This window comes from Micromonospora sp. NPDC048830 (assembly GCF_043198215.1).
In the GTDB taxonomy this organism is placed as follows: Bacteria; Actinomycetota; Actinomycetes; order Mycobacteriales; family Micromonosporaceae; genus Micromonospora.
In genome coordinates this window covers 1-13,839 of record NZ_JBICUP010000003.1, presented here as the reverse complement: position 1 = coordinate 13,839, position 13,839 = coordinate 1, and the positions used below count along the sequence as shown (strand labels likewise).

Below are 13,839 nucleotides of genomic sequence, written 5' to 3'. Positions count from 1 at the left end.
GGACGGCCGCGCCATGGGAGACGATCACAAGAAAGTTCTTGACGGAGTCGGGACTTGGCTTGAGATCGCCAAACGGATCGGGGAATGACAAATACGCCATGAAGAAGCGTGTAGCCCTGCTCACGCCGGGTGCGTCGGTGGTTCGGCCGGTCGGTCCGGACCTGATGGGGTTCCCCGAGATGGATGTGACCCCTGACGGCAGGACGGCAATCGTCTCGGTTTGGCGCAAGGGCAGCGGAAGCCTGGCCGCCGTCGACTCTCCGGCGGCGGCCGGTACGCCGAGCGGCTGGCCGCAGCCGACTGGGACACCGTCGAGGCGACCGAGGCGTACGCGGCCGAGCGCGGGCTCACCATGCTCCAGGTGGCCATCGGCGGGCTGGCCGCACGCCCGGCGGTGACCTCGGTCATCGCCGGCGCCACCATCCCCGAGCAGGTGCACGCCAACGCCGAGGCGGGCGCCTGGCAGCCCACCGACGAGGACCTGGACGCGCTCGACGCCCTCCTCTGACCGGGCCTTCCGCTGCCCCGATGCCGTACCGACGGCGCCGGGGCAGCCGGCTCTCCGGCGGCAGCCCGACGGCGCGAAACGCGGGCGGTCGAGGGCATCAGGACAGCGTGTCGTCAGCGGACCGTCACCCGCTGTCCCGCCTCCACCAGGGACGGTGGGTGGGAGAAGCGTCACCCACCCTTGGCGTGTCCGGTGGAACGTCGTACGGTAGGCCGCAAGTGACCCACGGGAGCCCGGTGCGTACCGGGCTGAGAGGGGGGCTGGAAGCCCCCGACCGTCGAACCTGATCCGGGTAATGCCGGCGCAGGGAGGAGTATTGCCGTGCCGTCCCTGGGACGACTGCATCTGATCACCGACACCCGGCCGGGGCGGGATCCGCTCGGCGTGCTGCGGGCCGCCCTGCCGGTGGCCCGCGCCGAGCTGGTCGTCCAGGTCCGGGTGGCGGACGACGCCACCGACCGGGAGGCGTACGAGCTGGCCCGCCAGGTGGTCGCGCTGTGCCGGCCGTACGGGGCGACGTGCCTGGTCAACGACCGGCTGCACGTGGCGCTGGCGGTGGACGCGGCGGGTGGCCACGTCGGCGCCGCCGACCTGCCGGTGCGGGCGGCCCGCCAGGTGCTCGGCGCCACCGCCGTGCTCGGCGCGACCGCCCGGGAACCGGTGGCCGCCGCCGAGGCGGTCGCCGCCGGGGCGAGCTACCTGGGCGTCGGCCCCTGCCACGCCACCACCACCAAGGCCGGGCTGCCCGAGCCGATCGGCCCCGCGGGGGTACGCGCGGTCGCCGGAGCGGTGGACGTGCCGGTCATCGCGATCGGCGGGGTGACCGCCGCGTCGGTGCCGGCGCTGCGCGCCGCCGGGGCGTACGGGGTGGCGGTGGTCGGGGCGATTTCCGCCAGCCCCGATCCCGCACGCACGACTGCTGACCTGATCGAGGCCCTGACGTGCTGACCCGACCGGACGTCGCTGTCGTGGGGGCGGGACCGGTCGGGCTGGCTGTCGCGTGGCGGTGCGCGTCCCGGGGACTGCGCGTGACGGTGCACGATCCTGCCCCTGGTACGGGCGCGTCGCACGTGGCGGCCGGGATGCTCGCGCCGGTCGCCGAGGCGTACTTCGGGGAGCACCAGCTGACCGGGCTGCTCACCGAGTCCGCCGCCCGCTGGCCCGGCTTCGCCGCCGAGCTGGCCGAGGCCGCCGGCGCCGATCTCGGCTACCGCACCGACGGCACCCTGGTGGTCGGGCTGACCACCGACGACCTGGCCGAGGCGCGTCGACTCTGGACGTACCAGCAGGGGTTGGGGCTGCCGATCACGCCGCTGCGCCCCTCGGAGCTGCGGGACCGCGAACCGGCGCTGGCCCCGCGCGTGCGCGGCGGTGCGGTCGCCCCCGGCGACCACCAGGTCGACCCGCGCCGGCTGGTCGCCGCGTTGCGGACCGCCGCCGAGCAGGCCGGCGCGGTGTGGCGGCCGGGCGTGATCGGCGACCTGTCCGAGGTGGACGCCCGGGTCACCGTGGTCGCGGCCGGCTGCGGCGCGGCGGCGCTCACCGGGCTCCCGGTCCGTCCGGTGAAGGGCCAGGTGCTGCGGCTCCGCGCGCCCGGTCGCGGCGCGCCGGACTTCCGGCACGTGGTCCGGGGGTACGCCGACGGCGAGTCGGTCTACCTGGTGCCCCGGGACAGCGGCGAGGTGGTGGTCGGAGCGACCGTCGAGGAGCGCGCCGACACCGAGGTGACCGCCGGCGGGGTGCTCCGGCTGCTCCGCGCCGCCGTGGACCTGGTCCCCGAGCTGGCCGAGTACGACCTGGCCGAGGCATCCGCCGGGCTGCGCCCCGGTACGCCGGACAACGCGCCGATCATCGGGGCGCTGCCCGGCCGGCCCGGCGTGCTCGCCGCCACCGGACACCACCGGCACGGCATCGTGCTCACCCCGGTCACCGCCGACCTGGTCACCGAGCTGATCGTCACCGGCGAGCCGGACCCGCTGCTCGCCCCCTTCACCCCCGACCGGTTCGCCGGCACCGACGCGCCGGCCACCACGGGCCGGGATCGGACGCATCCGCCATCGAGGAGGAGACGTGCAACTGATCGTCAACGGCACGGGGCGTGACCTGCCCGGCGGGACGACCCTCGCGGAGGTCGTCCGCGCGGTCACCGACCAGGAGCGCGGCCTCGCGGTCGCGGTCAACGGTGAGGTGGTGCCGCGCGGCGGCTGGTCGGTGACCGTGCTGCGCGACGGCGACCGGGTCGAGGTGCTCAGCGCCGCCCAGGGCGGGTGAGCGGGGTGTCCTTCGAACTCGGCGGGGTCGGCTTCGGCTCCCGGCTCATCCTCGGCACCGGCGGCGCGGCCAACCTGCACGTGCTGGAGCAGGCCGTCCGGGCCTCCGGCACCGAGCTGGTCACGGTGGCGCTGCGCCGGGTGGACACCGCCCCGGGCACCGCCGGCGGGCTGCTCGACCTGCTGGACCGCTGCGGCGTGCGGCTGCTGCCGAACACCGCGGGCTGCTACACCGCGTCGGAGGCGGTGAAGGTGGCCCACCTGGCCCGGGAGGCGTTCGGCACCGACTGGGTGAAGCTGGAGGTGATCGGGGACGACCGCACCCTGCTGCCCGACGGGGTGGAGCTGCTGCGCGCGGCCGAGGAGCTGGTCGCGGACGGCTTTACCGTGCTGCCGTACACCTCGGACGATCCGGTGCTGGCCCGGCGGCTGGCCGACGTCGGGTGTGCGGCGGTGATGCCGGCCGGCGCCCCGATCGGCTCCGGGCTGGGGGTGAGCAACCCGCACCACATCCGGCTGATCCGGCAGAGCGTGGACGTGCCGGTGATCCTCGACGCCGGCATCGGCACCGCCTCGGACGCGGCGCTCGCCATGGAGCTGGGCTGCGACGCGGTGCTGCTGGCCAGCGCGGTCACCCGGGCGGCGGACCCGGTGGCGATGGCCACCGCCATGCGGTACGCCGTGGAGGCCGGGCGGCTCGCGTACCGGGCGGGCCGGATCGCCCGCCGCTTCCACGCCCTCGCCTCCACCCCGGACGAGGGACGGCCGGACCTGTGAGCCGCGCGTCGCATCTCGCTCCGGCGGATCCCGGTGCGAATCCTCCCCGCCAGGGCTCGGTTGGTCGCAGGGTCGCAGCTTCGGCTCCAGATCTTGGCAGGAAGTGGCCCCTGGCGGGGCCGGAATCCGCCAAGATCCCGGGCCGCGCCGTGCCGTCGGGCGTGGTGCTGCTGACGGACCGGCGGGTGGCGCGGGGGCCACTCGCCGACGTCGTCGCCGGGGCCGTCCGTGGGGGAGTGCGGTGGGTGGTGCTGCGGGAGAAGGACCTGCCGCGCGCCGAGCGCCTCGCCCTCGCCGCCGATCTGCGGGCGATCCTCGCCGAGGTGGCCGGCGCGTTGATCGTGGCCGGCCCGGACCCGCTCGGCGGGGACGCCGTGCACCTGCCGGCGGCCGGCCCGTACCCGCCGCCGTGCGCGGGACTGGTCGGCCGCTCCTGCCACGACCAGGCGGAACTCGCCCGACTCAGCACAGAGGACTACGCCACCCTCTCCCCGGTCTTCCCGACAAGGACCAAACCCGGCTACGGCCCACCCCTCCGGCCGACCGGTCTCGCCAAGCTGATCAAGGCCAGCCCGGTGCCGGTCCTGGCACTGGGTGGAGTCGACACCCCCGACCACGTCAGCGCATGCGTCGCGGCAGGCGCCACCGGAGTGGCCGTGCTCGGCGCGCTCATGCGAGCCGAGAACCCCACCGAGGCAGCCACCGCGCTGACCGAGAGCTTCCACGAGGCAGTCAGCCCGCTGCCGCGCAGCCGGCACCGAACGACGGCGGTCGCCCCGACAGGGCTGCGGCCGACCGTGCCCACGGAGGGATCAAGCCTGACCGCCCGGAGTGGGCACGGTCAGCCGCAGCCCCCAGCGCAACGACCCCGGAACGCTGGCCGCAGCCCCCAAGCGCAACCAGAGAGGGGAAGGCGTGACGCCGCGAACAGTACTCACCATCGCCGGATCCGACTCCGGCGCAGGAGCCGGCATCCAGGCCGACCTCAAGGTCTTCGCCGCCCTCGGCGCGTACGGCACCAGCGTGATCACCGCGGTCACCGCGCAGAACACCCGGGGCGTCGACGCCGTCCTGCCACTGCCCCCGCAGACCGTCCGCGACCAGTTGGACAGCGTGCTCGGCGACTTCGCGGTACGCGCGGTGAAGACCGGCATGCTCGCCACCCCGGCGGTCGCCGACGCGGTGGCCGAGGCGGCGCAGGCGGGCCGGCTGCCCCGGCTGGTCGTCGACCCGGTGCTGGTCGCCACCAGTGGGCACCGGCTCGGCGTCGTGGAGGCGGTCGAGCGGCTGCTCCCGTACGCCGAGGTGGCGACGCCGAACTGCGCGGAGGCCGCGGCCCTCACCGGACGCCCGGTGACCACGGTCGTGGAGATGGTCGCGGCGGCCGAGGCCATCGCGGCCGGCGGCCCGGCGCACGTGGTGGTGACCGGCGGCGACCTGGACGCCGACGGCGAGTCGGTGGACGTGCTGGTCGGCGGCGGCACGACCACGCTGCTACGGGCGCCCCGGGTAACCACCCGGCACAGCCACGGCACGGGCTGTTCGTTCTCGGCGGCGATCGCCGTCCGGCTGGCGTCCGGCGATCCGGTGCCGGTCGCGGTGGCCGCCGCGAAGGAGTACGTGACCCGCGCGCTGACCGGCGCGCGGCACTGGGAGTTGGGCGCGGGTCGCGGCCCGCTGGACCACTTCGGCTGGTCCTGTTGACCATCAGGGAGGCTGTCATGCAGGCACGACGCAAGGTCTACGTGGAGGGGACGCGGCCGGATCTCCAGGTGCCGTTCGCCGAGGTGGAGCTGACCGGAGGCAACCCGCCGGTCCGCCTGTACGACACCTCCGGTCCCGGCTCCGACCCGGAGGTCGGGCTGCCGCCGCTGCGCGGGGAGTGGATCGCCGAGCGGGGTGACGTCGCTCCGGTGCGGGGCGCCGGGACGCCGCTGGCGGGCGCGGACGGGAAGCGCCCGACGCAGCTCGCGTACGCCCGGGCGGGGGTGGTCACCCCGGAGATGGAGTTCGTGGCGATCCGGGAGGGCGTCGCGCCCGACTTCGTCCGGGACGAGATCGCGGCAGGGCGGGCCGTGCTGCCGCTCAACGTCAACCACCCGGAGTGCGAGCCGGCGATCATCGGCAAGGCGTTCCTGGTGAAGGTGAACGCCAACATCGGCACCTCGGCGGTCACCTCCTCCATCGCCGAGGAGGTGGAGAAGCTGACCTGGGCCACCCGGTGGGGTGCGGACACCGTGATGGACCTGTCCACGGGCAAGCGGATCCACGAGACCCGCGAGGCGATCGTGCGGAACTCCCCGGTGCCGATCGGCACCGTGCCGATCTACCAGGCGCTGGAGAAGGTCGGCGGTGACCCGGTGAAGCTGAGCTGGGAGGTGTTCCGGGAGACCGTCATCGAGCAGGCCGAGCAGGGCGTCGACTACATGACGGTGCACGCCGGGGTGCTGCTGCCGTACGTGCCGCTGGCGGTGGACCGGGTGACCGGGATCGTCTCCCGGGGTGGTTCGATCATGGCGGCCTGGTGCCTGGCGCACCACCAGGAGAACTTCCTCTACACCAACTTCCGGGAGCTGTGCGAGATCCTGGCCCGCTACGACGTGACGTTCTCGCTCGGCGACGGGCTGCGGCCGGGCTCCATCGCGGACGCCAACGACGAGGCGCAGTTCGCCGAGCTGAGGACCCTCGGCGAGCTGACCGAGGTGGCCTGGGAGTACGACGTCCAGGTGATGATCGAGGGACCGGGTCACGTGCCGATGCACAAGATCAAGGAGAACGTGGACCGCCAGCAGGAGTGGTGCCACCAGGCGCCCTTCTACACGCTGGGCCCGCTGACCACGGACATCGCGCCCGCGTACGACCACATCACCTCGGCGATCGGCGCCGCGATGATCGGCATGTTCGGCACCGCGATGCTCTGCTACGTCACCCCGAAGGAGCACCTCGGGCTCCCCGACCGGGACGACGTCAAGGCGGGCGTGATCGCGTACAAGATCGCGGCGCACGCGGCGGACCTGGCCAAGGGGCACCCCGGGGCGCAGGCGTGGGACGACGCGCTCTCCACGGCGCGCTTCGAGTTCCGCTGGGAGGACCAGTTCAACCTCTCGCTGGACCCGGAGACCGCGCGGTCCTACCACGACGCGACGCTGCCGGCGGAGCCGGCGAAGACCGCGCACTTCTGCTCGATGTGCGGGCCGAAGTTCTGCTCGATGAAGATCACCCAGGAGCTGAAGGACTACGCCGCGCGGGGGATGAAGGACAAGTCCGAGGAGTTCGTCTCCGCCGGGGCCCGGGTCTACCTGCCGCTGGCCTGAGCGCCCTCCGGGGGCGGGCCGGTCGCACCGCCGGCCCGCCCCCGGAAGTCAGTCGCGGTGGTGGCGGCCGGTGCGCAGCGTACGGGCGTCGTCGTCGCCGTTCTCGTCGTCGGAGGCGAGGCCGGCCACCCAGTCGACGTACTCCTCGTCGGCCCCGGCCGCGTCGACCAGCTACGTACCCTCACCGAACTGCGGGTGGCTGTCGAGCCACTCGCCACCGCGGGCGGCGCCAGGCACGCCACCGCCGACGAGCGCGAGCGGCTGAGTACGCTGGCCACTCGGATGCGGCAACTCGGCGAAGCGGGCGAACTCGAGGCGTTCCTGGCCGCCGATGTCGAGTTCCACGCGCTGCTGCTGCAGGCGTGCCTCAACGAGATGTTCACCGCGCTGACCGACGTGATCGCCGAGGTGCTCGCCGGACGCCCGCCCCGCGTCACGACGAGCCTGCACCTGGAGGACCCCGGCCACCACGCCGGGCCATCAGCATGCCCCCGCAACACAACGACCCGCGGGACAGATCAACCGCACCGGCCGCCGCCTTGATCAACAGCTACCGAAACCGAACTTCCAGGTCGCCGGGTCGGGACCGGCGGACCCACCGCCGACCGTCAGCTCGGTGAGACGGCTGTCGGCGTCGTAGTCGGCGGTGACCGCGGTGCCGTCGGGGTAGCTGCGGGTGGTGACGTTGCCCCGGATGTCGTACCCGTAGGTGAACGTCTCGGTCCGGTCGCCGGCCTCCTTCCGGACCACCTTGGTGATCTGGTCCTCGTCGTCGTAGGTGACCTCGCGGACACCGGTCGGGTCGCCGTAGCCGGTGATCCGGTCCTTGGCGTCGTAGGCCCAGGTGTAGACCGGGCCGTCGGTGCCGAGGGCGCGGCGTTCGCGGCGACCGGCGATGTCGTACGTGTCGACGATGGTCCGCTTGGCTCGCTCGGCGTCGGTGGGCGACTCGTTCTCCCACCGGGTGAACGCGAACACCAGGTTGCTCTCGACGTCGTAGCCCAGCTCCACCCGGCGGTTCAGCGGGTCGATCTTGGCGATCGGCCGGCCCGCCCGGTCGTACTCGACCCGTCACCTTGGGGTGCTGGGCGGCCAGCGTCTGCGCGTCGGCGATCCCCCGCACCAGCACGGTCAGATCGTCCACGGGTACCGCCTCGAGCAGCGCCGGGTCGAGCGGCCCGGCGACCAGCGTGCGACCGGTGGCGGTGGCCAGCAGCGGGGCGAGGACGGCACCACGTACCGGACCGGGGCCGTGGTTGCCGTCGAGGTCGGACCAGACGTGCATCGCCCCACCGGTCAGTCGAGGGTTCACCGGTTCTCCTCCGGGGCGTGGGTGGGGCGGTCGGGCCGGCCGTGGTCGGTGGGCGACGCGGCGTCGGCCACCGGCGGGGCGGCTTCGGGCCAGCCCAGCAGCCGGCGCAGTTCGGCCGGCGTGAGCAGGCGGTCGGCACCCAGCTCGGCGACGGCCACCTCGCGGGCCACGACGGGGTCGACGTACGGGCCGTGCAGCTCCGCCCACTGCCGGCGGATGCGCGGCTGGCCACCCCAGAGCGGCACCTCGCCGGCGAGCCGCATCGGGTCGCCGTAGACGGCCGGTTCGCAGCCGGCAAGAATCCCGTAGAAGACGGCGCTGCACAGCCAGTTGGAGGCCACCCGCCGGTAGCCGCGCTGCTCGGCGAGTTGCCGGCGCAGGAAGTCCGGGTCGCGGTTAGCGGGACACCCGGGACGAACTCGTGGTCGCCGGCCATTCCGTCGCCGATGTTCCAGCCGTGCTGGAGGTAGCCGCCGATGCGGGGCGGGTCGCGGTCGTCGAGTCCGCAGTACCGGGCCAGTGTGTGGGAGTGCCCGTAGTAGTGGTTGGCGTGGTGCACGACAGCGTGGATCCGTCCCTCGGCACGGCGGCGGGAGAGGCGCAGCCTAGCCGCCCAGACTGAACGACCGGCGACGCCCAGGTGGACGCGCGGCTGCCCGGAACGCGAGCCCGGCCGCCCGGTGCGGCAGCACGGGGCCGCCGGAACCACCCAGGCCGACGCGTTCACGCGACGGTGGTCGACGCCGGTGACGGCGAGGTATCGGCAGTTCATGCCGCGATCCGCGCCTGACTACCCAGCTCGCCGGGACGTCTGCCCAGGCACGGCGAGAACTCTCGGCTGAGCGGACATCCAGAGGCCGCCTGTTGATCGACAAGTGGCCGTCTGGTGGTCAGGTGGCACAGGCATCATGCCTCGGTGCCGACACCGTCGAACGTTCCCGCGTATCGCCTCCTCGGAGGCGTGGGTGCCACCCTGCTGGCCGTCGCGGGCTGCGGCGCCGGGGCGCTGCCGGTGCAGGACGCGCTCTGGTGGACAGCTCTGCGCCGCCTGGACCGGCCGGCGCTGTTCCTCGGCTACGCCGGGCTGACCCTGCTCACGGTCGCCTGGTGGTGGGCGGGCCGCGACCTGCGGCGGCCCGGTCCGGAGGAGGTCGCCCGCCCCGCCGTCCGCAGTGTCGCGATCACGCTGGCCTGCTGGGCGGGGCCGTTGCTGCTCGCGCCGCCGCTGTTCTCCCGCGACGCCTACAGCTACCTGGCGCAGGGCGCGATGGTCCTCGCCGACCTGGACGTCTACCGGCTCGGTGTGGCGCACCTCGGCGGGCGGCTCGCCGCTGAGGTGCCGCAGATGTGGCAGCAGACGCCCGCGCCGTACGGGCCGGTCTTCCTGACCCTCGCCGCCGGCGTCCTGGCGGTCACCGGCGGGCACCTGACGCTCGGCGTGCTCGCGCTGCGGCTCGTCGCGCTGGCCGGGGTGGCACTGCTCGTGGTGAACCTTCCCCGTCTGGCCCGCCACTGCGGGGTCGACGCGGCCGCAGCGCTCTGGCTGGGCGTGCTCAACCCGCTCGTACCGCTACACCTCGTCGCCGGCGCCCACAACGAGGCGGTGATGCTGGGGCTGCTCGTCGTCGGGCTGCGGCTGGCTCTCGCGGACCGGTTCGGCGCGGCGGCCGTGCTGGTCACGCTCGCCGCGCTGGTGAAGGTGCCGGCGCTGCTGGGCCTGCTGGTGGTGGGTGCGCTCGCCGTCCGGCGCATCGGCGCCCGCGCCGCGGTGGCCCGCACCGCCGGCTTCGCGGTGGCCACCGCCACCGCCGTCACATGGGCGGCCGGCATCGGGTACGGCTGGATCGCTGCCCTCGCCACACCGGCATACCGGCACAGTTGGTCGATCTCGACGGCTCTCGGTCGGGGCGCGCGGCGCACGGTGGAGGCTCTCGGCCTGGACCTCGGCACCGCGCCGATGCGTGCCAGCGTCACGGTGGGGCTGCTCGGCCTCCTCGCCGTCGCAGGCGCTGCCTGGCGGTACCGGCACCGGCTCGGCCCGCCGTACGCGGTGGGCCTGGTCCTGCTGGCCGCGGCGCTGCTCGGCCCGGCGACCCGGCCCTGGTACGCGCTGTGGGGGCTGGTCCTGCTCGCGGCGGCGGCGCCCGACGGGCGGCCCCGGCAGGCGGCGGCGCTCGGCGCGGCGGTGTTGGCGTTCGTGGCCCTGCCCAGCGGCTTCGGCCCCGACGCCGAACAGGCGCTGCTCGCGGCGGCAGGTGTGCTCGTCGGGCTGGCCACCGTCGGTGTGCTACGGCTGCTCGCCCGGCCGCCTTCGCGCACGCTGGCGGCGCCCCGGTGACGGCCACCGGCTCGGGAGCCTGGCCCGACGGCGGCGCCGCACCGCAGCGTACCGGTGCTCCGGCGGACGGCACGGCATCCTCGCGTGCCCGGTCGGGCTGCCCGGCAGCGGGTCACCTCGACGGCGCCGAGACGCGGGGGCAGACATGGCGGCGGGTGCTCCTGATGGGTGGGCTGGCCACGGCGATCGGGGTGGCGATCGCCGTGCTGCCCGGACACCGGGGCTGGTTCGACATCGGGGTCTACCACGGCGCCGTGGGGCACTGGGCGGCCGGCGGGGAACTCTATGAGTGGGCGACCTGGAACCAGTACGGATTCACCTACCCACCGTTCGCGGCGATCGTCATGCTGCCGATGGCGGCCCTGCCGTGGTATCCGACGATCGCGGTCAACCTGGCGCTCACCGTCCTGGTGGCCGGGTTCCTGCTGTACCTGCTGGTCGATCCCCTCGCAAGGCGCGCCGGCTGGTCGCGGTGGTACGCGTTCGGGCTGGCCGGCTGCCTGCTCGCCGGGCTCAACCCGATCCGCGACACGGTCAGCTTCGGTCAGGTGAACCTGCTGCTGATGGCGCTGGTCTACCTCGACCTGTGGCTGCTGGAGCGGGGGCATCGGCTGGCCGGCATCGGCATCGGACTGGCCGCCGCGATCAAGCTGACCCCGGCGGTCTTCGTCGCGTACCTGCTGGTGACCCGGCGTTGGCGCGCCGCCGCGACAGCCGTCGCCACCGCCGTGGTGGCGACTCTGCTCGCGGCGGCCGTGGCCCCGGACGCCACCCGCACCTTCTTCACCGCGGCACTGTGGGACACCGGGCGGGTCGGGAAGCTGGAGTACGTGTCGAACCAGTCGCTGCTCGGGCTGGTCGCCCGGCTTGACCCGGCGCACCCCGACCGGCTGCTGTGGCTTGCCCTGATCACCGGGGCGCTCGCCGTATGGTGGCTCCGCGTCCGCCGGGCCGCCGCGACGGGCGACGAGCGGGCCGGTTTCGCGCTCACCGGCATGCTGGCCCTGCTGGTCAGCCCGATCACCTGGGTGCACCACCTGGTGTGGCTGGTGCCGGGCCTGGTCGTGGTCGCCGCGGCGACGCTGCCGTGGCCCCCGGCCGTGCCAGCGGCCCGGCGGCGGCTGCGCGCCGGGATCACCGCGTACGCGGTGCTGTGCAGCGGCGTGGTGTGGGTCTTCGCCAACGGCGCCGGCGGGCCGCACGGCTTCCTCGGCAGCAACGCGTACCTGCTGGTCACGGTCGGAATGCTGGGGCTGCTGCCGATCGATCCGAGGAGCGAGTGCTCTCCGAAATCCTGCCGTAGACCGGTCAGGCCGGGAGCCTGACCCGACTTGACTCATTGAGGAAGTGCGGACACGGCCGGAAGGTGCGGGAGCTGACCTGGCTTGACCTGCGCCGCCATGCCGGCGGCCACGTCCAGGAGCTGACCGCCGTGTTGACCCTCGTTCCCGTCCCATCGGGCACTGCGGGTGCCGGAAACCTCGTCCGTCCTGGTCACAGCCCTCTTGATGACTGAGATCAGGACGCTGGCGTAGCGTCGAGGGCTCTCGTGGCGGATGCGGCGATGATCTACGTCGCGTGCTGCGCGAGGATGACCGCCTGCGCTGTCTCGACTGGCCTACCTCGGTGTGACCAACGCTGTCGCGTTGCTACGGCTGCTGCCAATGAGCGACCGGGACAAGGACGCCGAGATCCTGGCACTGCCACACCAAGTCATAATCCTCGAACGGCAGCCGAACGGCGAGAAGGCCCGGTTCACCCCATCTGACCGGGCATGACCCGCCGCCCTGCCGCACCGGCTACCCCGCGACACGCTGCGCCACCTGCGGCTGCTGGTCCGCCCGAACACGGTGCCGCGCTGGCACCGGGACCTGCTAGCCCGCCGGCACGCCAGACGCTCCCGGCCCCGGCAGGCCGGACGGCCACCCACTGTCCGGTCGATCAGCCGGCCGGTGCTGCGCCTGGCCCGCGAGAACAGCGCCCGGGGGCACCGCCGCCGCATCCACGGCGAACCCCTCGTCCTGGGGGTGAAGGTCGCGGCCCCCCACCGTCTGGGAGATTCTCCAACAGGCCGGTACCGACCCGGCACCCCAGCAGACCAGCACCACCCGGGCGACGTTCCCGCGTTCGCAGGCGCAGGCCATCATCGCCGCCGACCTCAAGTACATGACCACGAAGGAACCACGTCACCACCGGCAACACAAGACGTGAATCTCCAGTCGTGTTACTACACACTCCAGCCGGCCGCCCCAACCGCAGCCGTCCGCGAGCTCTTGACCAGCACAGGAACAGAACCGATCAAGCTCGTGTTCCTACGAACTGCGGAACTCGGGTTGACAACGCCGTTGCGTTGGGGATTGCAGAAAAATAACCCGTAGCTTCGCGGAATCTCGTTCGTTGCCGTGGTATGGCGGCGATGATCTTCCCTGCAGAGGAGCCGCACCCGAACGAGACAACGCCGGCCCCTGTCAGGTCGGTGGGGGTGTGGTGTCGGGTTCTTGTTTGACGGGTGGGAAATTCTTCTCCGCGTCTTTCCCGCCGAAGTAGAAAGGGCCGTAGTCGGCGATGACGACGCGATTGGGGTTGATGACGAGGTTGAATAGGTTGTCCATGCCGAAGAGCACCGCGATTTCTTGTCGGCGGATTTTGTTTTTGTTGTCGGGGATCCTGACGGTGAATTGCAGGAGCGCCGAGTTGGTGCGGTAGGTGTCGGGTTCCCTGGTGCCGGGTTTGAGTGCGGTGTTGGCGAAAGCGATGGAGTTTGCGAAGTTTTCGGCGCTCATGGCGATGGTGCGCTTGACTCGTCGTTGAGGCTCAAGTCGCGGACGGCGAGGCCGACGACCAGGGTGTTCGTTGGAAGTGCGGTGGGTTTCGAGGTCCACCGAATAGGATGGGTACTGCGGGTGGTCTTCTTCCCAGACTGCTATTTGTTGGTTGTTTTCGAGTACGGCGCCGGGGTACACGCCGAGCAGTTCCATGAGGAAGCGTCGCCGGAGGGCGGCCAGGCCCAATCCCAACTTGTCTTCGAGTACGTCGCGTCCGCGTTCGTGAGGCTCCAGGAGGTCTGCGGTCATGCGGATGACTGCTACTCGTGGGTCTTTCAAATATCGGCGGAGGAACCTTGCGACCTTCTTGTCGAGCAGGGTCCACAGGCGCTCCAGCACCTCTGGGTCTTTTACTGATTCGCCGAGGGTCAGTCGGATGATCTCCGCTGCGACCATCTGATCGAGCAGGGGCCACAGGCGCTCCCACTCCTCGGGTGATAGGCGGGGTAGCCGGGGGTCGTGCGGGTCGTTGGCGATGTCCTTCAGGATCTGTTT

Annotated in this window: 12 protein-coding genes, 4 pseudogenes and 1 riboswitch; of the genes and pseudogenes, 12 read left to right on the top strand and 4 right to left on the bottom strand. The window is 72.8% G+C overall.

What is annotated here, in order from left to right; all coding sequences use genetic code 11:
* Positions 1–247: 247 nt before the first annotated feature.
* The 9 genes and pseudogenes from ACGFIZ_RS04230 to ACGFIZ_RS04190 form a co-directional block, all read left to right on the top strand.
* Positions 248–508, top strand: a pseudogene (locus tag ACGFIZ_RS04230) (aldo/keto reductase); the annotation flags it as partial.
* 216 nt (positions 509–724) lie between these two features.
* Positions 725–835: riboswitch (TPP riboswitch) on the top strand.
* Complete coding sequence (thiE, locus tag ACGFIZ_RS04225) at positions 830–1,456, top strand: thiamine phosphate synthase (protein WP_393415664.1); 627 nt, start codon at positions 830–832, stop codon at positions 1,454–1,456. It overlaps the preceding riboswitch by 6 nt.
* The gene (gene thiO / locus ACGFIZ_RS04220) at positions 1,450–2,610 is read left to right on the top strand and encodes a glycine oxidase ThiO (protein WP_393415662.1); all 1,161 of its coding nucleotides are present in this window, start codon (positions 1,450–1,452) and stop codon (positions 2,608–2,610) included. The genes thiE and thiO overlap by 7 nt, the downstream gene beginning before the upstream one ends.
* Positions 2,579–2,779 (top strand): sulfur carrier protein ThiS, encoded by a 201-nt coding sequence (gene thiS, locus ACGFIZ_RS04215; RefSeq protein ID WP_347671719.1) that lies wholly within the window; start codon positions 2,579–2,581, stop codon positions 2,777–2,779. The genes thiO and thiS overlap by 32 nt, the downstream gene beginning before the upstream one ends.
* Complete coding sequence (locus ACGFIZ_RS04210) at positions 2,776–3,555, top strand: thiazole synthase (protein WP_347671720.1); 780 nt, start codon at positions 2,776–2,778, stop codon at positions 3,553–3,555. The genes thiS and ACGFIZ_RS04210 overlap by 4 nt, the downstream gene beginning before the upstream one ends.
* A gap of 149 nt (positions 3,556–3,704) precedes the next feature.
* Positions 3,705–4,349 (top strand): annotated as a pseudogene (locus ACGFIZ_RS04205) (thiamine phosphate synthase); the annotation flags it as partial.
* A gap of 121 nt (positions 4,350–4,470) precedes the next feature.
* Entirely contained in the window at positions 4,471–5,259 is a 789-nt protein-coding gene (thiD, locus tag ACGFIZ_RS04200; protein WP_393416046.1) for a bifunctional hydroxymethylpyrimidine kinase/phosphomethylpyrimidine kinase, read from the top strand.
* Positions 5,260–5,276: 17 nt separating this feature from the next.
* Complete coding sequence (gene thiC / locus ACGFIZ_RS04195) at positions 5,277–6,869, top strand: phosphomethylpyrimidine synthase ThiC (RefSeq protein ID WP_393416044.1); 1,593 nt, start codon at positions 5,277–5,279, stop codon at positions 6,867–6,869.
* Between the two features lie 60 nt (positions 6,870–6,929).
* Positions 6,930–7,412, top strand: a complete 483-nt coding sequence (locus tag ACGFIZ_RS04190) for a FadR/GntR family transcriptional regulator (protein ID WP_393415660.1) — start codon at positions 6,930–6,932, stop codon at positions 7,410–7,412.
* Here ACGFIZ_RS04190 and ACGFIZ_RS04185 read toward each other — a convergent pair whose 3' ends face one another.
* From ACGFIZ_RS04185 to ACGFIZ_RS04175, 3 genes and pseudogenes are all read right to left on the bottom strand, one after another.
* The gene (locus tag ACGFIZ_RS04185; protein WP_393416042.1) at positions 7,413–7,847 is read right to left on the bottom strand and encodes a hypothetical protein; all 435 of its coding nucleotides are present in this window, start codon (positions 7,845–7,847) and stop codon (positions 7,413–7,415) included.
* Positions 7,839–7,919, bottom strand: a pseudogene (locus tag ACGFIZ_RS04180) (hypothetical protein); the annotation flags it as partial. The gene ACGFIZ_RS04185 and the pseudogene ACGFIZ_RS04180, both read right to left, overlap by 9 nt.
* Before the next feature lie 258 nt (positions 7,920–8,177).
* Positions 8,178–8,740 (bottom strand): annotated as a pseudogene (locus ACGFIZ_RS04175) (hypothetical protein).
* A 327-nt stretch (positions 8,741–9,067) separates the two neighbouring features.
* On the opposite strand from ACGFIZ_RS04175, the gene mptB reads away from it, so the two are divergent.
* From mptB to ACGFIZ_RS04160, 3 genes are all read left to right on the top strand, one after another.
* The gene (mptB, locus tag ACGFIZ_RS04170) at positions 9,068–10,519 is read left to right on the top strand and encodes a polyprenol phosphomannose-dependent alpha 1,6 mannosyltransferase MptB (protein WP_393415658.1); all 1,452 of its coding nucleotides are present in this window, start codon (positions 9,068–9,070) and stop codon (positions 10,517–10,519) included.
* A 164-nt stretch (positions 10,520–10,683) separates the two neighbouring features.
* A complete protein-coding gene (locus ACGFIZ_RS04165) occupies positions 10,684–11,844 on the top strand; it encodes a glycosyltransferase 87 family protein (protein ID WP_393415656.1) in 1,161 nt (386 codons plus the stop codon).
* A 303-nt stretch (positions 11,845–12,147) separates the two neighbouring features.
* Positions 12,148–12,297 carry a hypothetical protein gene (locus ACGFIZ_RS04160; protein WP_393415655.1) on the top strand — a complete coding sequence of 50 codons (150 nt, stop codon included), beginning with the start codon at positions 12,148–12,150 and terminating at the stop codon, positions 12,295–12,297.
* A gap of 690 nt (positions 12,298–12,987) precedes the next feature.
* On the opposite strand, the gene ACGFIZ_RS04155 is transcribed toward ACGFIZ_RS04160, so the two are convergent.
* On the bottom strand, positions 12,988–13,839 hold an 852-nt coding region (locus ACGFIZ_RS04155), incomplete at its 5' end, for a hypothetical protein (protein WP_393415653.1).

Bases quoted from the DNA above. Each gene is read 5' to 3' on its own strand.
- thiC (WP_393416044.1), top strand. From the start codon at position 5,277: ATGCAGGCACGACGCAAGGTCTACGTGGAGGGGACGCGGCCGGATCTC.
- ACGFIZ_RS04165 (WP_393415656.1), top strand. From the start codon at position 10,684: ATGGGTGGGCTGGCCACGGCGATCGGGGTGGCGATCGCCGTGCTGCCC.